At 58.7% G+C, this 22,771-nt stretch carries 28 protein-coding genes and 1 tRNA gene; 20 read left to right on the top strand and 9 right to left on the bottom strand.

Going from position 1 to position 22,771, the window contains the following annotated elements; all coding sequences use genetic code 11:
- The first annotated feature begins 32 nt into the window (after window positions 1-32).
- A complete protein-coding gene (locus V3W39_RS15995; RefSeq protein ID WP_003208416.1) occupies window positions 33-338 on the top strand; it encodes a YkgJ family cysteine cluster protein in 306 nt (101 codons plus the stop codon).
- A gap of 134 nt (window positions 339-472) precedes the next feature.
- On the opposite strand, the gene V3W39_RS16000 is transcribed toward V3W39_RS15995, so the two are convergent.
- The 6 genes from V3W39_RS16000 to hemA form a co-directional block, all read right to left on the bottom strand.
- Window positions 473-991, bottom strand: coding sequence for an acyloxyacyl hydrolase (locus V3W39_RS16000; protein WP_177048173.1), 519 nt, complete (start codon window positions 989-991; stop codon window positions 473-475).
- 112 nt (window positions 992-1,103) lie between these two features.
- The gene (murI, locus tag V3W39_RS16005; protein ID WP_330212951.1) at window positions 1,104-1,898 is read right to left on the bottom strand and encodes a glutamate racemase; all 795 of its coding nucleotides are present in this window, start codon (window positions 1,896-1,898) and stop codon (window positions 1,104-1,106) included.
- Window positions 1,891-2,646 (bottom strand): molybdopterin-synthase adenylyltransferase MoeB, encoded by a 756-nt coding sequence (locus tag V3W39_RS16010; protein ID WP_177077141.1) that lies wholly within the window; start codon window positions 2,644-2,646, stop codon window positions 1,891-1,893. The genes murI and V3W39_RS16010 overlap by 8 nt, the downstream gene beginning before the upstream one ends.
- Window positions 2,643-3,470 carry a peptide chain release factor N(5)-glutamine methyltransferase gene (prmC, locus tag V3W39_RS16015; protein WP_177077138.1) on the bottom strand — a complete coding sequence of 276 codons (828 nt, stop codon included), beginning with the start codon at window positions 3,468-3,470 and terminating at the stop codon, window positions 2,643-2,645. Before prmC ends, V3W39_RS16010 begins: the two co-directional genes overlap by 4 nt.
- Complete coding sequence (gene prfA / locus V3W39_RS16020; RefSeq protein WP_177048181.1) at window positions 3,471-4,553, bottom strand: peptide chain release factor 1; 1,083 nt, start codon at window positions 4,551-4,553, stop codon at window positions 3,471-3,473.
- Window positions 4,550-5,839 (bottom strand): glutamyl-tRNA reductase, encoded by a 1,290-nt coding sequence (hemA, locus tag V3W39_RS16025; protein WP_008432265.1) that lies wholly within the window; start codon window positions 5,837-5,839, stop codon window positions 4,550-4,552. Before hemA ends, prfA begins: the two co-directional genes overlap by 4 nt.
- A 303-nt stretch (window positions 5,840-6,142) precedes the next feature.
- On the opposite strand from hemA, the gene V3W39_RS16030 reads away from it, so the two are divergent.
- The 19 genes from V3W39_RS16030 to V3W39_RS16120 all read left to right on the top strand — a co-directional run bounded on the left by V3W39_RS16030 (window position 6,143) and on the right by V3W39_RS16120 (window position 20,615).
- On the top strand, window positions 6,143-7,867 hold the full coding sequence (locus tag V3W39_RS16030) for a tetratricopeptide repeat protein (protein ID WP_177048183.1): 1,725 nt from the start codon (window positions 6,143-6,145) through the stop codon (window positions 7,865-7,867).
- 4 nt (window positions 7,868-7,871) lie between these two features.
- A complete protein-coding gene (gene lolB, locus V3W39_RS16035; RefSeq protein WP_177048184.1) occupies window positions 7,872-8,489 on the top strand; it encodes a lipoprotein insertase outer membrane protein LolB in 618 nt (205 codons plus the stop codon).
- A 1-nt stretch (window position 8,490) separates the two neighbouring features.
- On the top strand, window positions 8,491-9,342 hold the full coding sequence (gene ispE, locus V3W39_RS16040) for a 4-(cytidine 5'-diphospho)-2-C-methyl-D-erythritol kinase (RefSeq protein ID WP_076014967.1): 852 nt from the start codon (window positions 8,491-8,493) through the stop codon (window positions 9,340-9,342).
- Between the two features lie 36 nt (window positions 9,343-9,378).
- Window positions 9,379-9,453 (top strand) — tRNA-Gln (locus V3W39_RS16045).
- A gap of 45 nt (window positions 9,454-9,498) precedes the next feature.
- On the top strand, window positions 9,499-10,440 hold the full coding sequence (locus V3W39_RS16050; RefSeq protein ID WP_003208392.1) for a ribose-phosphate pyrophosphokinase: 942 nt from the start codon (window positions 9,499-9,501) through the stop codon (window positions 10,438-10,440).
- Between the two features lie 136 nt (window positions 10,441-10,576).
- Window positions 10,577-11,176: a 50S ribosomal protein L25/general stress protein Ctc gene (locus tag V3W39_RS16055; protein ID WP_177048187.1), complete on the top strand. Its 600-nt coding sequence runs from the start codon at window positions 10,577-10,579 to the stop codon at window positions 11,174-11,176.
- 165 nt (window positions 11,177-11,341) lie between these two features.
- Window positions 11,342-11,926 (top strand): aminoacyl-tRNA hydrolase, encoded by a 585-nt coding sequence (pth, locus tag V3W39_RS16060; RefSeq protein WP_003208389.1) that lies wholly within the window; start codon window positions 11,342-11,344, stop codon window positions 11,924-11,926.
- A gap of 23 nt (window positions 11,927-11,949) precedes the next feature.
- Window positions 11,950-13,050 carry a redox-regulated ATPase YchF gene (gene ychF / locus V3W39_RS16065; protein WP_076014965.1) on the top strand — a complete coding sequence of 367 codons (1,101 nt, stop codon included), beginning with the start codon at window positions 11,950-11,952 and terminating at the stop codon, window positions 13,048-13,050.
- A gap of 411 nt (window positions 13,051-13,461) precedes the next feature.
- Entirely contained in the window at window positions 13,462-14,400 is a 939-nt protein-coding gene (locus V3W39_RS16070; protein WP_177048189.1) for a sigma 54-interacting transcriptional regulator, read from the top strand.
- Window positions 14,401-14,560: 160 nt separating this feature from the next.
- The gene (locus V3W39_RS16075; protein WP_177048191.1) at window positions 14,561-14,767 is read left to right on the top strand and encodes a hypothetical protein; all 207 of its coding nucleotides are present in this window, start codon (window positions 14,561-14,563) and stop codon (window positions 14,765-14,767) included.
- A gap of 223 nt (window positions 14,768-14,990) precedes the next feature.
- Window positions 14,991-15,251, top strand: coding sequence for an EscI/YscI/HrpB family type III secretion system inner rod protein (locus V3W39_RS16080; protein ID WP_259197547.1), 261 nt, complete (start codon window positions 14,991-14,993; stop codon window positions 15,249-15,251).
- Window positions 15,252-15,256: 5 nt separating this feature from the next.
- Complete coding sequence (gene sctJ / locus V3W39_RS16085) at window positions 15,257-16,057, top strand: type III secretion system inner membrane ring lipoprotein SctJ (protein WP_330212969.1); 801 nt, start codon at window positions 15,257-15,259, stop codon at window positions 16,055-16,057.
- Window positions 16,058-16,070: 13 nt separating this feature from the next.
- Window positions 16,071-16,619, top strand: a complete 549-nt coding sequence (locus V3W39_RS16090) for a type III secretion protein (RefSeq protein ID WP_259197518.1) — start codon at window positions 16,071-16,073, stop codon at window positions 16,617-16,619.
- Window positions 16,620-16,630: 11 nt separating this feature from the next.
- Complete coding sequence (gene sctL, locus V3W39_RS16095) at window positions 16,631-17,224, top strand: type III secretion system stator protein SctL (protein ID WP_330212952.1); 594 nt, start codon at window positions 16,631-16,633, stop codon at window positions 17,222-17,224.
- 61 nt (window positions 17,225-17,285) lie between these two features.
- Window positions 17,286-17,504 (top strand): hypothetical protein, encoded by a 219-nt coding sequence (locus V3W39_RS16100; protein ID WP_259197519.1) that lies wholly within the window; start codon window positions 17,286-17,288, stop codon window positions 17,502-17,504.
- The gene (locus tag V3W39_RS16105; RefSeq protein ID WP_310503546.1) at window positions 17,461-17,898 is read left to right on the top strand and encodes a type III secretion protein; all 438 of its coding nucleotides are present in this window, start codon (window positions 17,461-17,463) and stop codon (window positions 17,896-17,898) included. Before V3W39_RS16100 ends, V3W39_RS16105 begins: the two co-directional genes overlap by 44 nt.
- Window positions 17,899-17,911: 13 nt before the next feature.
- Window positions 17,912-20,053 carry a type III secretion system outer membrane ring subunit SctC gene (gene sctC, locus V3W39_RS16110; RefSeq protein WP_177048201.1) on the top strand — a complete coding sequence of 714 codons (2,142 nt, stop codon included), beginning with the start codon at window positions 17,912-17,914 and terminating at the stop codon, window positions 20,051-20,053.
- Window positions 20,050-20,244: an HrpT family type III secretion system protein gene (gene hrpT, locus V3W39_RS16115; protein WP_177048203.1), complete on the top strand. Its 195-nt coding sequence runs from the start codon at window positions 20,050-20,052 to the stop codon at window positions 20,242-20,244. Before sctC ends, hrpT begins: the two co-directional genes overlap by 4 nt.
- Window positions 20,245-20,252: 8 nt before the next feature.
- Window positions 20,253-20,615 (top strand): transcriptional regulator, encoded by a 363-nt coding sequence (locus V3W39_RS16120; protein WP_177077194.1) that lies wholly within the window; start codon window positions 20,253-20,255, stop codon window positions 20,613-20,615.
- Here the strand turns inward: V3W39_RS16120 and sctU are convergent.
- The 3 genes from sctU to sctS are packed head-to-tail and all read right to left on the bottom strand — an operon-like array spanning window position 20,612 to window position 22,768.
- Window positions 20,612-21,709 (bottom strand): type III secretion system export apparatus subunit SctU, encoded by a 1,098-nt coding sequence (gene sctU, locus V3W39_RS16125; protein ID WP_177048205.1) that lies wholly within the window; start codon window positions 21,707-21,709, stop codon window positions 20,612-20,614. The genes V3W39_RS16120 and sctU overlap by 4 nt on opposite strands.
- Window positions 21,706-22,494 carry a type III secretion system export apparatus subunit SctT gene (sctT, locus tag V3W39_RS16130; protein WP_177077134.1) on the bottom strand — a complete coding sequence of 263 codons (789 nt, stop codon included), beginning with the start codon at window positions 22,492-22,494 and terminating at the stop codon, window positions 21,706-21,708. Before sctT ends, sctU begins: the two co-directional genes overlap by 4 nt.
- A 10-nt stretch (window positions 22,495-22,504) precedes the next feature.
- Window positions 22,505-22,768 carry a type III secretion system export apparatus subunit SctS gene (gene sctS / locus V3W39_RS16135; RefSeq protein ID WP_177048209.1) on the bottom strand — a complete coding sequence of 88 codons (264 nt, stop codon included), beginning with the start codon at window positions 22,766-22,768 and terminating at the stop codon, window positions 22,505-22,507.
- Window positions 22,769-22,771: the final 3 nt, after the last annotated feature.

Below are 22,771 nucleotides of genomic sequence, written 5' to 3' on the forward strand. Positions count from 1 at the left end.
CGCATAAGCCGCTTGCCTTACACTGCGCGCCTATGACCAACATCCCTCACACCCAAATCGCCGAACCCGCCGTCACCTGCTCCACCTGCGCCGCGTGCTGCTGCCAGCTGGAAGTCATGCTGATCACCGACACCGGCGTGCCTGATCGCTTTATCGACACCGACGATTGGGGCGGCGAAGTCATGCTGCGCCTGGATGATGGCTGGTGCGCGGCGCTGGATCGCGACACGATGATGTGCACGATCTATGAGAAGCGACCGCTGATCTGCCGGGAGTTCGAGATGGGCGCGCCGGAGTGCATTGATGAGCGCCAGGGGATTGCGACGGTGTATCGCTGATTTTGAAACCGATATAGATCAACTGTGGGAGCTGGCTTGCCGGCGATAGCATCAACTCGGTGTAACTGATGCACCGAGGTGCCTGCATCGCTGGCAAGCCAGCTCCTACAAGGGTTTTGCGGTGTTCTTGAGCGTTACAGTGGCATCGTGTAGTGCAGCGAATAGCTCTCGACACCATCGTTATTGCTGCTGATCCCGGCATTGGAGTAATGGGTGGCACGAATGCCCACTTCACTCCCACCGACAAAGCGCAAGCCAAAGCCCAGTCGGTCTTCAAACTGGAAAGCCTGGCCAATGTTGTTGTCTTCCACCCGCGTGCGGGAGAACACCGCCACGCCAACCCCGGCCTCGATGTACGGCTTCACCCGCTCCCCGGCAAACTCATACACAAACACCGGCGAGAACGACAGGCTGCTGACGCTGGCGCGCTTGTCACCGTCCCAATAGGTGTAGGCCCCACTCCAGTACCCGGTCACGCGGCCCGTATCGGTCTGCCACCAGCTTTTGTCCCAATTCGAGGTCAGCCCCAACCGATAGGTCATGGTCGAATCGCTCGTACTCCCCACTCCAAATTCCAGGCCCGCAGCCTGCGCAGAAAAAGAGTGCCCCAACATTGCAGCCGCAATCGCAGCCAAACAGAACAAGCGCTTCATAGAGAAACATCCCTTCCGAACGAAGTTGTATGATTTTGTACCGGCTAACTTGCTATAGAAGCTGCCGTGTAGCCAGAAGTTCAGCGGATAAAGGCGTTATTTCACGTTTTTTTCACACGCCAAAACTACGCACAACGCCAGGAGATTTCCATAGGGTTGGTAGGATTTTTCTTAGGTGCTCGGGATCGCCGCTGGTCCAGAACTGTGCAGGCTCGGGATTGCCGGTGGCCAGCAGTTCGCGATCACTCAGCAGGCGCTGTAACTGACGGGCGACTGCCGCGCCCGTGTCGATCAGAATGATCGTCGGCGGGAGCATTTCGGCAAGCAAGGGCTTGAGGAAGGGATAGTGGGTGCAGCCCAGGATGATGGTGTCGCAACCGGCCGCAATCAGCGGCTCGACATAGCCTTGCAACAGCCGGCGCAACGCCAGGCTGTTCAAGTCGCCGGTCTCGATCAGCTCCACCAGGCCCGGGCAGGGTTGTGTGATCACCCGCACATCGGTGGCGAAACGGTCGAGCAACGCGGCGAACTTGGCGCTTTGCAGGGTGCCGGTGGTCGCCAGCACGCCGACCACGCCACTGCGGGTCGCGGCGGCGGCGGGTTTAACCGCAGGCTCCATGCCCACCAATGGCCAGTCGGGATAGTCCTGGCGCAAATCGGCGACGGCGGCGACGGTCGCCGTGTTGCAGGCAATCACAAAGGCCTTGGCGCCTTTTTCGCGGAAGAACTGCGCCACCCGTCGCGAGCGATCAAGGATGAACGCCGGAGTTTTTTCGCCGTAGGGAATATGGCCGCCATCCGCCACGTACAGCAGCGATTCATGGGGCAGCAGACGCTGGATTTCGTCCAGCACCGACAGGCCGCCGACACCGGAGTCGAACACACCAATCGGCGCGTCCTTAACCATGCTGGCTACCGCAGACGCTGCAACCGGGGTCGCGCTTGACCCGCAGTTCACGGAACCGGCTGGTAAGAGCGTCGATCAACAACAGCCGCCCCACCAGTGGCTCGCCGAAACCGGCGAGCAACTTCAAGGCTTCCAGGGCCTGCAGGCTGCCGACCAAACCCACCAGCGGGCCGATGACGCCGGCTTCGCTGCAGGTCAGTTCGGCTTCGCTGCCGTGCCCGTATAAACAGTGGTAGCACGGGCTTTCGGCGCGGCGCGGGTCGAACACCGACAACTGGCCCTCCAGGCGAATCGCGGCGCCGCTGACCAGCGGCTTGCCGGCAGCCACACACGCAGCATTGACTGCCTCGCGGGTGGAGAAGTTGTCGCTGCAATCCAGTACCACGTCGACCGCCGCCACTGCGGCCGCAAGGGAATCCACATCCAGCGCGCTGCGATGGGCGACCAGCTGAATCTCAGGATTGATCGCGCCCAGGCGGCGAATCGCCGAGTCGACCTTGCTCAGGCCGACGCTGTCGGTGTCATGAAGGATCTGGCGCTGCAAGTTGGTCAGGTCGACGGTATCGAAATCCGCCAAATGCAGCTCACCCACACCCGCCGCCGCCAGGTACAGCGCCACGGGCGAACCAAGGCCACCGAGCCCGACGATCAGCGCGCGGCCGTTTTTCAGGCGCAACTGGCCATCGATGTCGACATGCTGCAACAGAATCTGCCGGCTATAGCGCAACAGCTCCTGGTCGTTCATCACGGGCGGCGTCCCAACGTGATGCGTTCGTGGCCGCCCAGGTCGATGCGGCTGTGGACTTCTTCAAAGCCCTCCCCCAGCAGCAGGTCGCGAACGGCAGGCGCCTGGTCGTAACCGTGTTCCAGCAACAACCAGCCAGCGGCGTCGAGGTGCGCAGGCGCCTGGGCGATGATCAGCCGCAGGTCGTCCAGGCCATCGTGCCCGGCCACCAGCGCACTGGCCGGCTCAAAGCGCACATCACCGGCCACCAGATGGGGGTCGGTATCGGCGATATAAGGCGGGTTGCTGATGATCAGGTTGTAGGTGTGGCCTTTGAGGGCGCTGAACCAATGGCTGTTCAGCACCGTGGCGTTGTTCAGGTGCAGGCGCTGGCGGTTGCGCTCGGCCAGGGCCACGGCTTCCAGCACGCGGTCGACGGCGGTAACTTGCCAGGCCGGGCGCTCACTGGCCAGGGCCAGGGCAATCGCGCCGCTGCCGGTGCCCAGGTCGAGGACCTTGGCCGGGGTGGCCGGCAGCAATTCCAGGGCGGCTTCCACCAACATCTCGGTTTCCGGACGCGGGATCAGCGTGTGCGGTGCCACTTCCAGGTCGAGTTTCCAGAAGCCCTGCTGGCCGAGGATGTAGGCCACCGGCTCACCGGTGCGGCGGCGTTGCAGGTAGTCGGCGAAGGTCAGTGCGTCTTCGCTGCTGACGATTTTTTCCGGCCAGGTGTGCAGGTAGCTGCGGGACTTGCCCAGGGCAGCCGCCAGCAACAATTCCACGTCCAGGCGCGCAGTGGGCGAGTCCGGTAGGTCGGCGGCGCGTAACAGGCTGGCAATAATGGTCATTTATTCACCTATCGCCGCCAGCTGGTCGGCTTGGTACTCGGCCAACAACGGCTCGATGACCGCATCAACGCCACCGGCGAGGATTTCGTCCAGAGAGTACAGCGTCAGGTTGACGCGGTGGTCGGTGACCCGGCCCTGGGCAAAGTTGTAAGTACGGATGCGCTCGGAACGGTCGCCCGAACCCACCAGCAACTTGCGCTCGCTGGCAATCGCGTTGGCGGCGGCGCTGGTCTGCTGGTCGTTGAGCTTGGCCGACAGCCAGGACATGGCCCGCGCACGGTTCTTGTGCTGGGAACGTTCTTCCTGGCACTCCACCACGATGCCCGAAGGCAAGTGGGTGATACGGATCGCCGAGTCGGTCTTGTTGACGTGCTGACCACCGGCGCCCGATGAACGGTAGGTGTCGACCCGCAGGTCCGCCGGGTTGATCTCGATGGCTTCCTGCTCGTCGGGCTCGGGCAACACGGCCACGGTGCACGCAGAGGTGTGGATACGGCCCTGGGATTCCGTCGCCGGCACCCGCTGCACGCGGTGCACGCCAGACTCGAACTTCAGCTTGCCGTAGACATTCTCGCCTTCCACCCGGGCGATCACTTCTTTATAGCCGCCGTGTTCGCCTTCGTTCTCCGACAGGATCTCGACCCGCCAGCCACGACGCTCGGCATAGCGCGAGTACATGCGGAACAGGTCGCCGGAGAAAATCGCCGCCTCGTCACCGCCGGTGCCGGCACGGATTTCGAGGAACACGTTGCGACCGTCGTTAGGGTCCTTGGGCAGCAGCATGCGCTGCAGGTCGCCTTCCAGTTCGATCAGCTTGTCCTTGGCTTCACGCACTTCTTCAACGGCCATTTCGCGCATGTCCGGGTCACTGTCCTTGAGCAGCGCCTGGGCGCCTTCGAGGTCAGCCTGAACCTTGAGCAACTGTGTATAGGCGCCCACAATCGGTTCAACTTCCGCGTATTCCTTGGAATAGGTGCGGAACTTGGTTTGATCGGAGATGACTTCGCCATCGCCGAGCAAGGCGGTCAGTTCTTCGAAACGGTCCTGAAGGACGTCCAGTTTATTGAGCAGTGACGCTTTCATTGCGGTTTTTTATCCGAAGAGCTTTCTGTCGCGCCCTCACCGAGGGCAAAGAGTTCCTGGGCCATGGCCAGCGCATCGAGGCGGCCTTCGGCGGTAAGCTTTTTCAACTGGACACTGGGGGCGTGCAGCAATTTGTTGGTCAGGCCGCGCGCCAGTTGCATCAGCACGTCTTCGGCGCTGCTGCCGTTGGCGAGCATACGCTGGGCCTTGATTAATTCCTCGTCCCGCAGGCGTTCGCCTTGCTGACGATAGGCCTTGAGCACGTCCACCGCCGCCAGTTCACGCAGGCGCACCATGAAATCGTCGGCACCGGTGCTGACCATTTCCTCGGCGGCCTGGGCTGCGCCCTGGCGACTCTTGAGATTTTCGGCGACCACTTCGTGCAGGTCGTCGACGCTGTAGAGGTAAACGTCGTCCAACTCGCCGACTTCAGGTTCGATATCCCGGGGAACGGCGATATCCACCATGAAGATCGGCTTGTGCTTGCGCAGTTTCAGGGCGCTTTCCACCGCGCCCTTACCCAGGATCGGCAACTGGCTGGCGGTGGAGCTGATAACGATATCGCTGCGCACCAGTTCGGCCGGGATGTCGGAGAGCAACACCGCGTGGGCACCGAACTGCTCGGCGAGGATACTCGCGCGCTCCAGGGTGCGGTTGGCGACGACGATACGCTTAACCCCCAGCTCGTGCAGATGGCGGGCGACCAGGGTGATGGTCTCGCCGGCGCCGATCAGCAGGGCCTGGCTGCGTTGCAAGTCACTGAAAATCTGTTTGGCCAGGCTGACGGCCGCAAACGCCACGGACACCGGGTTTTCACCGATGGCGGTGTCGGTGCGCACTTGCTTGGCCGAATTGAAGGTGGCCTGGAACAGGCGACCCAGCAACGGGCCGATGGTGCCGGCCTCGCGGGCCACGGCGTAGGCCGACTTCATCTGGCCGAGGATCTGCGGTTCGCCCAACACCAGCGAATCGAGCCCGGAGGCGACGCGCATCATGTGACGAACTGCCGCATCCTCTTCGTGCACATATGAGCTTTGGCGCAGCTCGTCGAGGCTCAAATGGTGGTAATCGGCCAGCCAGCGCAGCACCACATCGGCTGAAAGATGCTCCTGCTCTATATAGAGCTCGCTGCGATTGCAGGTCGAAAGGATCGCAGCTTCGCGACTGTCGGTGAGCCGGCAGAGCTGCTGCAAGGCCTCAACCAACTGCTCGGGAGTAAAAGCCACGCGCTCGCGGACGTCTACAGAAGCAGTCTTGTGGTTAATACCGAGTGCAAGGAAGGCCATTCAATATCGCTGATGATGTCGGGAAGCCGACAATTGTCCTACTTCGAATGATTCAGAACAACCACCGTAGGCTATTGTCCTAATGCCTTGTGTCTATAAAGGCATCCTGTAGGAGCGAGCTTGCTCGCGAAAAACGCTCAGGCAACGCGTCAATCCAGAATGAACGCGTTATCGTTGACGATCTTCGCGAGCAAGCTTGCTCCTACAGGGAAAGCAATAAGCGTATTACGGGCGCCCCGGTTATGTTTGGCCGAAGGCTTGTGTCATGATGATCCGACCGCAGGTTAGTCGTCCTCTTCCTATATGAATAGATCTTCCGCGTTGCTCCTTGCTTTTGTCTTCCTCAGCGGCTGCCAGGCCATGGCACCCGTGTCGCCGGACGGTACGCCGCCGGTAGAAGACAGCACTCCCGCCCCTGAAAAGCCCAAGGTTTATTCCTCGTTCAGTGAAGAGACGATCTTCAGTCTGCTGAGCGCGGAGCTGGCCGGCCAGCGCAATCGTTTCGACATTGCCCTGGATAACTACGTGACCCAGGCCATCAATACTCAGGATCCGGGGATTTCGGAGCGGGCGTTTCGCATCGCCGAGTACCTGGGCGCCGATCAGGCAGCCCTGGATTCCTCGCTGATCTGGGCGAAGAACGCCCCGGACGATCTTGAGGCGCAACGGGCAGCGGCCATTCAACTGGCCCGCGCCGGGCGCTATGACGACTCCATGGTGTATATGGAGAAGGTTCTGCAGGGCAAGGGCGACACGCATTTCGACTTCCTCGCGCTGTCGGCCGCCGACACCGATCAGGACACCCGCAACGGCCTGATGAAGAGTTTCGACCGCCTGCTGCAAAAACACCCGAACAACAGCCAGCTGATTTTCGGCAAGGCGCTGTTGCTGCAACAGGATGACGAGCCCGAGGCCGCCTTGAAGCTGCTGGAGCAACACCCGCCGGAAGACGGCGAAATTGCGCCGATCCTGCTGCGGGCCCGCCTGCTGCAAAACCTCAACCGCGGCAAGGAAGCGATTCCGCTGCTGGAAAAAAGTATCAAGAAGTACCCAGGCGACAAGCGCCTGCTGCTGACCTATGCGCGCATGCTGGTTGAACAGGACCGCATGGAAGACGCCAAGGTGCAGTTCGCCAACCTCGTCCAGCAATACCCGGACGATGACGAGTTGCGTTACTCCCTGGCGCTGGTCTGCCTGGAAGCCAAGGCGTGGGATGAGGCCAAGGGTTATCTGGAAGACTTGATCGCCCGCGAGAGCCACGTTGATTCGGCGCACCTGAACCTGGGCCGCATCGCTGAAGAGCGTAACGACCCGCAGGCTGCGCTGCTCGAGTACGCCCAGGTCGGTCCCGGCAACGATTACCTGCCGGCGCAGCTGCGCCAGGCCGATATCCTGATGAACAACGGCCGCACCGACGAGGCGGAAAAACGCCTGGCTGCCGCACGGGATGCCGAACCGGACTACGCGATCCAGCTGTATTTGATCCAGGCCGAGACCTTGTCGGCCAACAAGCAGGGCGACCGCGCCTGGAAAATCCTGCAGCAAGCCTTGCTGCAATACCCGGACGACCTGAACCTGCTGTACACCCGCGCCATGCAGGCGGAAAAACGCAATGACCTGGCGCAGATGGAAAAAGACCTGCGCCTGATCATCAAGCGCGACCCGGACAACGCCATGGCACTGAACGCCCTGGGATACACCTTGTCCGACCGTACAACGCGCTACGCCGAAGCCAAGGAGCTGATTGAAAAGGCTCACCAGTTGAACCCGGAAGACCCGGCCGTTCTCGACAGCCTCGGCTGGGTGAACTACCGCCTGGGCAACCTGGACGAAGCTGAACGTTTGCTGCGCCAGGCGCTGGAGCGTTTCCCCGACCAGGAAGTGGCCGCGCACCTGGGCGAAGTGCTCTGGGCCAATGGCAAGCAACGCGAAGCGCGACAAATCTGGGAGAAGTTCCTCAAGGAACAGCCCGAAAGCCCAATCCTGCGCAGCACCATCAAGCGCCTGACCGGATCCGAGACCCTTTAATTCTATGTTTTTGCGCCACGTCATCGTTTTCAGCTTTATCGCCCTGCTCGCCGGCTGTTCAGGCCTTGGCACCCGTGAATCTGTCGAAGGCCCGGGCAACCCGGCGCAATGGCAGCAGCACAAGGACCAACTGAGCAGCCTCGACGGCTGGCAGATTGAAGGCAAGGTCGGCATTCGTGCGCCGAAGGATTCGGGCAGCGGCACCTTGTTCTGGCTGCAACGCCAGGACTATTACGACATTCGCCTGTCAGGCCCGCTGGGCCGCGGTGCGGCACGCCTGACCGGCCGGCCGGGGCAAGTCAGCCTGGAAGTGGCCAATCAGGGCCGCTTTGAGGCACCGACGCCGGAAGCCCTGCTGGAAGAACAGATGGGCTGGAAGCTCCCCGTCTCGCACCTCGTATGGTGGGTGCGTGGCCTTCCCGCACCGGACAGCAAGAGCCGCCTGAGCCTCAACGGCGACAGCCGCCTGGCGTCGCTTGCGCAGGATGGCTGGCAGGTCGAGTACCTGAGCTATGTGCAACAGAACGGTTACTGGCTGCCCGAGCGCATCAAGCTGCATGGCACCGACCTTGACGTCACGCTGGTGATCAAGGACTGGCAACCTCGCAAGCTGGGGCAGTGACATGACCGCACAACGCCTGACCCTGCCCTCCCCGGCCAAACTCAATTTGATGCTGCACATTCTCGGTCGCCGTGAAGACGGCTATCACGAGTTGCAGACGATTTTTCAGTTTCTCGACTACGGCGATGAGCTGACCTTCGCCGTTCGCGATGACGGCGTGATTCAACTGCACACCGAATTCGAAGGCGTGCCTCACGACAGCAACCTGATTGTGAAGGCCGCGAAAAAACTTCAGGAACAATCCGGTTGCCCGTTGGGCATCGACATCTGGATCGAAAAAATCCTGCCCATGGGTGGCGGCATCGGTGGCGGCAGCTCGAATGCCGCAACGACGCTGCTCGGCCTGAATCACTTGTGGCAACTGGGTTGGGACCACGATCGCCTGGCCGCGCTGGGCCTGACACTGGGCGCGGACGTCCCGGTTTTCGTGCGTGGGCACGCCGCTTTTGCCGAGGGCGTGGGGGAGAAACTCACCCCTGTAGACCCCGAAGAGCCGTGGTATGTCGTGCTTGTTCCGCAAGTATCTGTAAGTACAGCAGAAATTTTTTCAGATCCACTGTTGACACGTAACTCTCCTCCCATTAAAGTGCGCCCCGTTCCCAAGGGAAACAGTCGAAATGACTGCTTACCGGTTGTAGCAAGGCGTTATCCAGATGTACGTAACGCTTTGAATTTGTTAGGTAATTTTACCGAAGCAAAATTAACCGGAACTGGAAGTTGTGTGTTTGGGGGCTTCCCAAGCAAAGCTGAAGCTGATAAAGTCTCGGCCCTTCTTACAGAGACCCTTACAGGGTTTGTAGCAAAGGGAAGCAACGTTTCGATGTTGCATCGCAAGCTGCAAAGTCTGCTCTAAAGGAACCGAGTACTGGGTACTCGTTGCAACAGATACAGGGGCGTCGCCAAGCGGTAAGGCAGCAGGTTTTGATCCTGCCATGCGTTGGTTCGAATCCAGCCGCCCCTGCCATTTTCTATACTCATCCAGGTTACCCTCAGCCTCTAGGTACTGCGCGTGTCCAAGATGATGGTCTTTACGGGGAATGCTAACCCCGATCTGGCTCGGCGTGTTGTACGTCAGCTGCATATCCCTCTCGGTGACATCTCTGTCGGTAAGTTCTCCGACGGCGAAATTACAGCCGAGATCAATGAAAACGTCCGCGGTAAAGACGTGTTCATTATTCAGCCGACTTGCGCTCCGACCAACGATAACCTGATGGAACTCGTCGTGATGGCTGATGCCTTCCGCCGCTCCTCAGCGACTCGAATCACAGCTGTAATCCCTTACTTTGGTTATGCCCGTCAGGATCGCCGTCCGCGTTCCGCACGTGTGGCTATCAGCGCGAAAGTCGTTGCTGACATGCTGACCGTGGTAGGCATCGACCGTGTTCTCACGGTTGACCTGCACGCTGACCAAATCCAGGGGTTCTTCGATATTCCGGTAGATAACATCTACGGCTCCCCCGTCCTGGTGGATGACATCGAAGACCAGCGCTTTGAAAACCTGATGATCGTGTCCCCGGACATTGGTGGCGTCGTGCGTGCACGGGCTGTTGCCAAATCCCTGGGCGTGGACCTCGGGATCATCGACAAACGCCGTGAGAAAGCCAATCACTCTGAAGTGATGCATATCATCGGTGATGTCGAAGGGCGTACCTGTATTCTGGTTGATGACATGGTCGACACCGCCGGCACCCTGTGCCACGCGGCGAAAGCCCTGAAAGAGCACGGTGCAGCAAAAGTCTTCGCCTACTGCACACACCCTGTGCTGTCGGGCCGAGCGATCGAGAACATCGAGAACTCAATGCTGGACGAACTGGTGGTGACCAACACCATCCCGTTGTCCGCTGCAGCTCAAGCCTGTTCGCGTATCCGTCAACTGGATATCGCACCGGTAGTTGCCGAAGCGGTTCGCCGCATCAGCAACGAAGAATCGATCAGCGCGATGTTCCGTTAAGGGTCACACCTTAGGCATCAACCTGACGAAAAGCGCCCCGCCCCAGCATTCTGTTGGGGCGGGGCTTTTTTGCCCATATCGCCTTTAGCGCTGGTCGCAAACGCTAGGGCGAATGTGGTTATTTTGGAGATACAACATGAACGATTTTACTTTGAATGCTGAACTGCGTTCCGACCTGGGGAAAGGTGCGAGCCGCCGCCTGCGTCGTCTCGCAAGCCTGGTTCCAGCTGTAGTTTACGGTGGCGAAAAAGCCCCTGAATCCATCAGCATGCTGGCTAAAGAAATCGCCAAACTGCTCGAAAACGACGCGGCTTACAGCCACATCATCGAGCTGAACGTTGGTGGTTCCAAGCAGAACGTCATCATCAAGGCACTGCAACGTCACCCAGCTAAAGGCCACGTGCTGCACGCTGACTTCGTTCGCGTAGTAGCCGGTCAGAAACTGACCGCTATCGTGCCTGTGCACTTCGTTGGCGAAGCTGCTCCGATCAAGAAAGGCGGCGAAATCTCGCACGTTGTAGCCGAGATCGAAGTGACCTGCCTGCCGAAAGACCTGCCTGAGTTCATCGAAGTCGACCTGTCGGCTGCTGAAATCGGCGACATCATCCACCTGTCCGACCTCAAAGCCCCTAAAGGCGTTGAGTTTGTTGCACTGGCTCACGGTGATGACAAAGCTGTTGCAAACGTACACGCTCCACGCGTTGCACCAGAAGCTGAAGAAGGCGCTGCAGAGTAATTCACTCTGTAATGCCGGAGCTTGAGGAAACATCGCGGACCGGAACGTAGCGAGAAAGCGGGCGAGAATGCGAGGTTGGCCTCTAACGGTTGATAAGCGTTTGTCGTCCACTTTCGCCGCACCAACGGCGATGTTATCCACAACTCCAAAGGAAGGGCCCCTGTCGTGACTGCCATTAAACTGATCGTTGGCCTGGGAAATCCAGGCGCCGAATACGAACAGACCCGGCATAACGCGGGGGCCCTTTTTGTTGAGCGTATCGCCCACGCCCAAGGCGTCAATCTTGTGGCCGATCGCAAATATTTCGGCCTGACCGGGCGCTTTTCGCATCAGGGTCAGGATGTTCGTCTGTTGATTCCCACCACCTACATGAACCGCAGCGGCCAGGCTGTCGCGGCGCTTGCGGGCTTCTTCCGGATCAAACCCGAAGAAATCCTGGTGGCCCATGACGAACTTGACCTGCCACCCGGCGTTGCCAAGCTCAAGCAAGGCGGCGGCCATGGCGGGCATAATGGCCTGCGGGACATCATCGCGCAGTTGGGCAATCAGAATACGTTCTACCGCTTGCGGCTTGGCATTGGCCACCCGGGCGTTGCCAGTATGGTTTCAAATTTCGTCCTGGGTCGTGCGCCACGCGCCGAACAGGAAAAACTCGATGCCAGCATCGATTTTGCCCTCGGCGTGCTGCCGGATATCTTCGCCGGTGAATGGAACCGCGCGATGAAAAACCTGCACAGCCAGAAGGCCTGACTCTTTACCCGAGGGGAAACACCATGGGATTCAATTGCGGCATCGTCGGCCTACCTAACGTCGGCAAGTCCACCCTGTTCAACGCCCTGACCAAATCCGGCATTGCGGCGGAGAACTTCCCCTTCTGCACCATCGAACCGAACACCGGTATCGTGCCGATGCCCGATACACGCCTGGACGCCCTGGCGGCCATCGTGAATCCAAAGCGCATCCTGCCGACCACCATGGAGTTCGTCGACATCGCAGGCCTGGTAGCCGGCGCGTCGAAAGGTGAAGGCCTGGGCAACAAGTTCCTCGCCAACATCCGTGAGACCGATGCCATCGCTCACGTGGTCCGCTGCTTTGAAGACGAGAACGTGATTCACGTCTCCAACAGCGTCGACCCGAAACGCGACATCGAGATCATCGACCTGGAACTGATCTTCGCCGACCTCGACAGCTGCGAGAAGCAACTGCAAAAGGTCACGCGCAACGCCAAGGGCGGCGACAAGGACGCAGTGGTCCAGAAAGCCTTGCTGGAGCAGTTGATTGCTCACTTCACCCTGGGCAAGCCGGCACGCAGCCTGATGAAGAGCATGAGCACCGACGAAAAAGCGGTGATCAAGGGCTTCCACCTGCTGACCACCAAGCCTGTGATGTACATCGCCAACGTGGCTGAAGACGGTTTCGAAAACAACCCGCTGCTGGACGTGGTCCTGGCCATTGCCGAAGAAGAAGGCGCGATCGTTGTACCGGTGTGCAACAAGATCGAAGCGGAAATCGCCGAGCTGGAAGACGGCGAAGAGAAGGACATGTTCCTCGAGGCCCTGGGCCTGGAAGAGCCTGGCCTGAACCGCGTGATCCGCGCCGGCTACGAAATGCTGCACCTGCAGACCTACTTCACCGCCGGTGTTGAAGAAGTCCGCGCCTGGACCGTCAAGGTCGGTGCCACTGCCCCGCAAGCGGCTGGCGTGATCCACACCGACTTCGAAAAAGGCTTTATCCGCGCCGAAGTCATCGCCTACAACGACTTCATCCAGTTCAAGGGTGAAGCCGGTGCCAAGGAAGCCGGTAAATGGCGCCTGGAAGGCAAGGAATACATCGTCAAGGATGGCGACGTGATGCACTTCCGTTTCAACGTCTAAGCGTCACCTGCGGCCTATGCCGCAAAACAAAAAGCCGATGCAGTGCATCGGCTTTTTTGTGGGCGCTCACTTCCAAACTTAACAAAAAAGCATCACGACACATTAATTAACTTTATATATTAAAAATATAAAACACTCAAAACGCCGATTCCCCCCACCCCCCAACAGCAACTCACCCCCCTCCATAAAAAGACAAGCCGTCTTTAGGATTTATCCTTCAAACAAAAAGAAAATAACAGCATAGAAACACTTGAACTTTGATCAGCCTCTTGAACTATAGATTTAAATACCCCTCCGACATTTCTTGACCAAGGTGACAAAATAAACAATTTCCGGTTTACTTCTCTGTATTCGAATGGACTCAAATAGTCTGAAAATAGTGATGCGATCCAATATTGGAGCAATAGCAATATGTCGCTTTCCTATCACCCTAAGTATGTTACAGATGCACCACTTACCGAATGCCCAGCGATCGAGGCTACTGTTCAGAACACGGCCGCACTTAATATCGATATGCTACTGCTGGGTGAAACAGGGACAGGTAAAGATACGTTGGCACAACGCATACATCTGTTATCCGGAAGAAAGGGAAACTTTGTTGCCGTCAACTGCGCGGCGATCCCGGAAAGCCTGGCTGAAAGCCAACTGTTTGGTGTCAACAGCGGTGCCTATACCGGTGCGATGCAATCACGGGCCGGGTTTGTCGAAGCCGCCCACCTGGGCACCTTGTACCTCGACGAAATTGACAGCATGCCCCTCAACCTGCAGGCCAAGTTGCTGCGAGCACTGGAGTGCCGGGGCGTTGAGCGTCTGGGCTCCACTCGTTTTATCCCGGTGGACATGCGAGTGATCGCCTCCGCACAGCAATCACTGGAGGAGATGGTCGAACAAGGGGCCTTCAGGCGCGACCTGTACTTTCGGCTGAACGTTGTCGATATCCGGCTCCCGCCCCTGCGCGAACGCCGTGAGCAGATCATTCCATTGTTCTTGAACATGATTCAACAAGAGGCAGAGCACTTCAAGTGCACCTTCCCTGCCCCATCCAGCGCACTGCTGCACCGGTTGCTCTGCCACCCCTGGCTGGGAAATGTTCGCGAACTGCGTTCGACCGCCAAGCGGTTTGTGCTGGGTCTGCCACCGATTGCAACCCCGATAAGCGAACAACAGGATACCCAGACAGGCCTGAAGGCACGTCTGCGACACATTGAAAAAGCACTGATTCAGGAATCGCTGAGCCGCCATCACCACTGTGTGGACACTGTGGCGGCTGAACTGGGGGTTGCAAGGCGCACGCTGTATTACAGGATTAAACAACTGGGCATCGTCACTCTCCAGGCACCCACTGCGTAACAGCCAAACATTTGGAAAAATCTAAAAAACGCTGGAACGCTTTAGTCGTATCGACCACACAGTCGTAGCGTGATTACAAAATGCGAGAAGCACGGAACCCGTATCACTGATCACGACCAAAAAACCAACGACTAACGATTGAAGAACCTGGAGTTTAAATATGTCAAGTGTTGGATCCTACAATGCCGTCAGCAACGCTTTTTCTCCATTGGAGAATACCCTTAACAACGGAACGGATGCTGGTAGTGGTGGCAGTACTTCTGCGTCTGATCGAGCAGAAGCCGTTGCCGAAGCAACTTTCCAAGAAAGTTTAAAAGCAAAAATGATCTCGGGTTTATACGCCGCAGCTAAAGAGATCCGTTCGTAACACAACGGCCTCCCCTGCTCATCTGCCGGGGAGGCAGTCCTATGCGCTGAAGCAGAAAATTCGGCATCAGCCATTATTAGCAAATGGTTTCACACACTCACGCAGCAGGCCTTATATGCAGATAGAAGCATTTGCCCCTTCAACACTTTCTAATCGCCGAGAAGGTGCCAACAGCGCGCGAGAACCTTCAGCGTCCACGACAGATGTTGCCTTTTTCACGTCAATGCTCGAGCCCTCAACAGCGAGGTCAGCTGCCTCCGTTAACAACAGTGTATCGACGATGCTGACGGAGACATCGAACCACCTCACTGCGGCGAAAAGCCGCCTCGCGCGAGCGTTGAAAGCTTCAACCAACGGCCTGGACGCAGACACACTCAGAAAATACCCACGGGAACTGTCTCACACGACGCTCACTTCCCAGTTGCTGACCAAGAGCCTTGGCAAGGCAACCCAATGCATCGACAAAATTTGCAACTTGCAATAGTGAACATGACCCGATCCCTGCCTGTCGCTTTACTTCTGACGGTGGCATTTATGTTGACCGGTTGCGGCGACCGCGTTGAACTTCATCGCCAGCTCTCTGAGCAAGAGGCTAATGAAGTGATCGCCGAGTTGGCGGACAAGCATATTCGTGCCCAGAAGATTCCGGCCAAAGACGGTGTCGTCGTAGCGGTTAACGCTATCGATATCGGACGCGCAGTGCGCACACTGGAAGCCGCCGGGCTACCCAAAGTGGCGCGGACCACACTGGGCGATACGTTTCGCAAGGAGGGGGTTATTTCAACTCCGCTGGAAGAGCGGGCACGCTACATCTATGCCTTGTCCCAGGAGCTTGAGGCCACACTGTCCAACATTGACGGCGTCATCGTAGCCCGAGTGCACGTGGTACTGCCCGAACGCATCGCACCGGGAGAGCCTGTCCAACCCGCATCCGCATCCGTATTCATCAAGCATGATCCGCGCCTGGATCCCGACAACATTCGCGCACGGGTTCGCAGGATGGTCGCGAGCAGCATTCCGGGCATGACCACCGCGGTGGACAACCCGCAAAAACTGACCGTGATATTCGTGCCTGCTACCGCTTACCAGGATCCGCAACGCCTGGTGTATTTCGGCCCTTTTCTGGTCCCCGGCGATGATCTCGGGTTTTGGCGAGGCAGCCTTCTCATCTCCCTGCTCGCCTTGATGTTGACCGTGATTGGCGCCCTGTTTCTAAACAACAGGCGCCAGCGTCTTGTGCAAGGGCCGCCCGTGACAGCCGAATTGGCCGGCCCAACTCATGACGCCTAGACCTGATCAGCCCTTGAGCGAACATCTGGCCTGGGCTCAATGGTGGGCATTTCCCTGGAAGCACGCCCTCCGGGACTGGAAGGATGGCAAGTACCCTGCGATTAACGCGCTGTATCGCATCGGTCGGTCAGCACCGGACGACCTCACGGGTATTGCAGCCTGCTTGCCGCCAGCACCGGATCCCACCGTGCTTCGCCTGGTTTTGGCCTCGACGGAACAGCTCGACCTGGCGCTGACACTGGTTCACTACACGTTCAACCCTGACGCCACAGCGCCTTTGAGCGACAGTCAGCACCTGTGGTGCACGCGTCTTTCCAAGGCTCTGCCCCCCGCCATGCTGTCGCCTGGTGCGGATCCGTTGCAACTGCTCCACAGCTGGACCGGGCCCGAGACCTGGCAGCGCCTTCGACTAAGGTTCCCCCGTGAGCGCGTACACAAGGTTGAGCAGAACAACGCCTCACTCGAGAACGCCAGCAGCCGACTGAACATGCTATGGCAAGCCGTCGTCTGGCGTGTGACGACACCGGAAAACGACCCTATGCCCCCTGACTCGAACGGGTAAGGAACACAACGATGCTATGTCAGTACACCATTGAGTTGCTCAAGGACAAACCAGGGTTGCCACGCAGCCTGATCCCCCGAGAGGAACTCGCGACCTGGGAGCAAGCCAGCCAGCTCATCAGTCGCGCCAATGCGCAGGCCGATGAACTGATAGCCCAGACAGAGAAGAAATGCGAAGCGCTGCTGGAGAAGGCCTCGCTGGAAGTCTGGCAGCGCGCGGATGCCCAATTCAAGCGATGGGAACGTGACCGCCAAGCCATGTGCGACAGCCTGGAGCAGTACGCAACATCAATCACCAACCAGGCGATTCGCTCCCTGCTTGACGCAACGGTAGCCCCGCAAAGGCTGGCCGCCCTGTTGAAGCAATTACTGGCGAACCAGGTCCAGGAGATCGATGCGTCGCTGCTCTGCCACCCTCATGACCTTGAGGAGATAAAACAGTGTCTCGCTAATCGCAAGGCCACGATCTGGAAGCTTCACGCCGACGAGACGATTCCCCCTCAAACACTTGTGTTGAAAACCGACGAGGGTGATTTCCGTATCAGTTGGCACTCGATGCTCGAGCTTTTTTTCAATCAGGCCCAAGAGCACCGGATAAGCGCTTGATGACTCACGCCTGAAAAAATTGATTTTTCAATGCACACCCACCCATAACAAAGGAACGCCCATGAGCCTTTTCAATGATCTGTCGCGCGAACTTTTAAGAACCAGCAGTACCTCCCATAAGCTTTTTAAATCAAGTTCCGGGGGGGCTGCGCAAGAGGGGGGAGACGCAGAATTATTCTATGAACTGGCAGTAAAGAGCACCGTGTCCCAGATGGCGTACCTGGAACATAACCGCGTTGAGCATATGCTGCTCAAAAGTACCTTTGACAGCTTTCAATAAAATGCAGGAGCTCGTCAGTCACTGGCTGAACAGCCGTAAAGAACAGCTCTCGCTGTTTGAAGGCGATGATGAACTCATGCTGAAACATCAGGGAGACGCGTTGTTGCTCGGGGCTCAACTGACCTCAAGCCGGCCAGATAACACGACCTTGCAAAACTGGATGCGCCTGGGCGCCGCCAGCCTGAATCATTTCCAGGGTGCGCTTTCCCAAAAGCCTGACAGCGGTGCGTTATGGCTGATTCAAAGCGTTCAGGATTCGCAGGGGTTGGACTCCGTGCTGGGTTGCATTGAATCCCTGCTCAACCAGCGTGACACATGGCGCTCCCTGTTCGCCCGCCTTGCGCAGCCTGCCCAAAACCTCAAACCCACCTCGCTACGTTCGCTGTCGTACTAATTAGAGAACCCTCATGTATAACAAGACCCACAAGCGCACCGGCTTGCAGATTGACTTGCCTGGTGTTCCATCAAAACGCGCCGACTGGCGCTACCTGATTGCACTGACCTGCCTGTTGGCTCCCGTGGAAAGCACCCTGGCCGCCGTCCCCAGCGAATGGAAAAACACCGCCTACGCCTATGAGGCAGAGCATAAGCCCCTGCGCGATGTACTGGAAGATTTCGCCCAGACCTTCGGTACCCAACTGCAAATCGACGGCCTCCTCGATGGCAACGTCAATGGCAAGATACGCGCCAATACCCCGCAATCGTTGCTCGACAGGCTCGGCGTAGAGCACCGCTTCCAGTGGTACCTGTACAACAACACGCTGTATATCAGCACCCTGGACCAACAAGAGTCTGCACGCCTGGAGGTCTCCTCCGAGACCATCGCCGACCTCAAGCAGGCCCTCACCGATATAGGCTTGCTCGATAGCCGCTTCGGTTGGGGCGAATTGCCTGACGACGGTGTCGTACTGGTGTCCGGTCCCAAACGCTATATCGAACAGATCAAGCAATTCAGCAGCCAGCGCAAATCCCCGGAAGAAAAACAAAGCGTGCTGAGCTACCCGCTGAAGTTTGCCAATGCGGCGGATCGCCAGATTGATTATCGCGGCGAAAAAATCACCATCCCGGGCGTCGCCAGCATGCTGCGCGGGCTGTTGGAACCCAGGCAGGCCTCAACCCTTTCGGGGATGAGCCCGCGCCCCAACGCCCAATCACAACCGTCCCCCATCACCCCAACCTTTCCCCGGCTGGGCAACCCGATGCTGGGGCAGATGCTTGGCCCCACCATCAACCCGGGCACGCTGGACAGCGGTATGTCGCTCACGCCACGAGCGCCGGTTTCCACCAGCAGAATCCGGGTCGAGGCCGACGTGCGCAACAACGCCATCCTGATCTACGACCTGCCGGAACGCCAGGCGATGTACCGCGAACTGATCGCCCAGCTGGACGTGGCGCGCAAGCTGGTGGAAATCGATGCAATCATCCTCGACATCGAGCGCACTCAACTGCGGGAATTCGGGGTCAACTGGGGCTTTCAAAACAGTCGTTTCCGTGGCGGCGTGAACATGGCGCCCGGGACCTCGTCGCAACTGTCGATTGAAAACCGTGACCGCTTCTATGCCGATATACGTGCACTGGAGCAACGCGGCCTGGCGTCCATGGTGTCCAATCCGTCGGTCCTCACCTTGGAAAACCAGCCAGCCGTGATTGATTTCAACCGCACGCAGTACCTCACCGCCGGCACAGAAGTGGCGACCGTCCTGCCAATTACCGTTGGCACCAGTTTCCAGGTGGTACCCAGGGTGATCACCACCCGAGGCACTCACCAGATCCATCTGGTGGTGGATATCGAGGACGGTAACTTCGATGAGTCCAACCCCGAGCGCATCGGCCCGGACGTACGCCGCGGCAAGGTCAGTACCCAAGCGGTGATGGCGGAAAAACGCTCGCTGGTGGTCGGCGGCTTCCACGTCACCGAAAGCTCCGACAAGCACAGCAAGATCCCCTTGCTGGGGGACATCCCGTTACTCGGCAAGACGTTGTTTTCCTCGACCGAACGACAGAACAATCGCCGTGAACGGCTGTTCATCCTGACCCCGAGGGTCATCGGCGACCAGGCCGATCCATCACGTTACCTGCCCCAGGCCGATCAGGCGGAGCTGCAGGCCGCACTCAAACCTTTGGCCCGGCGCTATGCCGAACACGCGCCTGTGATCAAGCGCAGCGACATCACCAGCACCCTGGCGCATCTCGTCACCGGGCAAGTGCCGAGCGCCTTCAAAGCCGCACCGATGCCCCTGGGCATCGACACACTGTGCTCCACCCGCGACCTGTTGGCGATGAATACCGACCGCAACCAATGGTATGCCGGCCCACAGTTCAACGTGGCGGTAGTAGTGATGCGCAACCAGTTCAATCGCAATGTGCGCATCGATGAAAAAGAATGCAGCAACTCCCAGACCCTCGCCGTCAGCGTATGGCCACATGCCTGGCTCAAGCCGGGGGAAGAAGCCGAGGTCTTCATCGCCATGCGCCCTGTGGTCAAAGATGAACACATCGGTGTGCCCCGCCCCTCCCTGCTCACCCCCACCCGGAAGACTGCGCAATGAAACGGCTATTCACCCTCCTCGGCATCACCTTGCTTGTCGTTGGTTGCACACCGACGTGCAAGGGCGACTCCTGCTCACGCCCGCAATCGGGCGCCGATAAGATGGTGGTCTGGTGGCCACCGCAGATGCGCGTCGAACCCGGCCCGGCCGGCGAGCGTTCGGACTATCAAACGATTTCACTGGAACGGTGAGCACCATGATGGGACTGCCCAACGATGCTTCGCATCGCCAGGTATTCCTGAATGACCTGGTGGGCGGCAACAACGCCCACCTGTCTCTCAGCCCTGGCATAGGCGTGTGCCGCTTAAAAGCCGGTGACAAACCTGGACTGGCTTTGCAGTTTGACCTTGGGGCGCTGAGCGCCGGACAGTTGGAACGGGTGCTGGAGCGGCGTTTTGAACAGGCGCTGGCGTTTGACGGCTACTTTGTCTATCTCGATGCCAGGGGAGCCCTGGTGATCTGGCACGCGCTGCCAGCAGATGGAGAGGCGGCGGATGACATCATCAGCACCCTGCTTTCACTGGCTAACCTGGAAGCGCTGGACGTGCACCGCCACCGTTAACGCTGTTCAAGTTCCGGCAACTCCAGCGTCTCACGCTTGGCCTCATCGTCGAGCTCACGCAGGGTGCGGTAGATGAACGCTACCGCCTGTAACGCCTCCCGGGGAATGTTCGCCCCGAGCTTTTTCTCGTACAGCATGCGCGCCAGCCACACACACTGGATCACCGGTACATCGGCTGCCTTGGCCCGGTCAATCAGTTTACGGGCCTCGGCATCCGTGCCTTTATCCACCAGCAGCGGCAGCGGCGTTTTACCCGGCCGGTAGTACAGCGCGACGGCATAGTGCGTCGGGTTGACCACCAACATGTCAGACTCTTCCAGCTTGGGCAGCTTGACCTTGGGTTCCTCCTGGGCCAGCTGCATGGCCAGCGACCGGCGCTGCCCCTTGACGTGAGGGTCGCCTTCCATATCTTTGTATTCCTTGACCACCTCCACCTGAGTCATGCGCATGCTCTTGGCAAAGAAGTGCTTCTGCAACGCCATGTCGATCAGCGCCAGCACCAGCAGCAAACCCAGGCACATGTGCAACAGATGGCGGAACAGGATGATCAACGCGAGGATGTAACTCTGCAGGTCGCTGGTGGCCAGGTTGATCAAGGCGCTCAATGACGGGCCGATCACCACGTACAAGATCACCCCAAGCATCAGCGCCTTGGCCACCCCCATCAACAGGTTCATCACTGACTTGGCAGAGAACATCTGCTTGACCTGGCTGAGTGGGTTGAGACGGCTGAAATTCAGCTTCAGGCTTTCCGGCGCAAACAGGAAACCGAACTGCATCCAGCCGCTGATCAACTTCACCGTGATCGCCACCCCGGCCATCAGCAAGGCGAAGGAAAAAAACACGATCAAGCCTTCCGTCAGCACTTCCTCCAGCGCCCGCACAAAGGGCTGCCCGAAACGTGACATGGGCATCACCATCAATTGCTGGAAGCGCTGCATACTGGGTTCGGCAGTGAACAACGCGATTTCGCTGAGGGCGGTCAACACCAGTAGCTTGCCGACGTCCTGGCTTTGGGCGACCTGGCCCTTCTGGCGCTGATCCTTGAGTTTCTTGGGCGTGGCCGCGTGTTTTTTCTCACCCGAATCACTCATGGTGCCGAGCTCCCGAACATCAGTCCCAGGGAATGCTTGAGGTCTGCCAACTGCGCCATGCGTTCGACGATCAAATCCTGCAGCAGCGGGAAGTACAGCAGCAGGATACCTAGCCCCACCAGGCTCTTGACCGGCGTGGCCAGGGTAGAAACCTGCAGTTGCGGGCTGTACAGCCCCAACACGGCGAAACCGAATTCCAGAAACAACAGCACCGCAATAAACGGCGCGGCGTACAGCATCATGTGGGTAAAGGTATCGCCGAGCACACCGAGGAAAACACTGAACCCATTGACTGCCGGCAGCGGCAACCAGGCGGTTGGCGGCCAGATCAGGTAGCTGTCCCAGATCACCTGGGTCAGCACGCTCAGGCCCAGGACGGCGATCAGCAGGTAAATCACCAACTGTTTGAACAGGTGGCCGATGGGGGTGGCATCCGGGCCCAGCGACGGGTTGAGTTGGCCGCCCGCCAAGGCGCCACGCTGGTTATCCAGCAGGGCACCCACCGACTCGAACATCCAGAACGGCATCGCCAACAGGGTCCCCAGTAAAAACCCCAGGGCCGCTTCCTTGAGTACCAGGCCGCTGATCATCAGTGCGGAGTAATCCTGGCCGGCCATTGCAGCATGGATACCGGGAGCCGGGATCAATGCCATGACCATCACGATGACGTGCCGAAGCATGCCTTTTATGTGCTGGAAACAAAACGCCGGCACCAGAATCGCGACAGGATAAATGCGCGCCATGGCCACCAGCAGGCTGGGCAAATATTCGAGATAAAGCAGCAAATCTGTTCCCTCAGTTCAATGCCGAACGGGCAATCATGTCGAACATCAGGTTGATCAGCTGGATCAGCTCCAGGCCGATCCAGCGGCCGGTCATCACCAGCGTGATCCCCACCGCCACCAGCTTGATGCCAAAGGGCAGCGTCTGGTCCTGTATCTGCATCAGGGCCTGCACCAGGGACGTCAACACACCAACGACCACCGCCACGATCAACGGCGGCGCCGACAGCACCACCACCAGCAACATGCCCTGCTTGAACAGCACGATCGGTTCCATAGG

The organism is Pseudomonas sp. Z18(2022) (assembly GCF_036346535.1).
In the GTDB taxonomy this organism is placed as follows: Bacteria; Pseudomonadota; Gammaproteobacteria; order Pseudomonadales; family Pseudomonadaceae; genus Aquipseudomonas; species Aquipseudomonas yamanorum_A.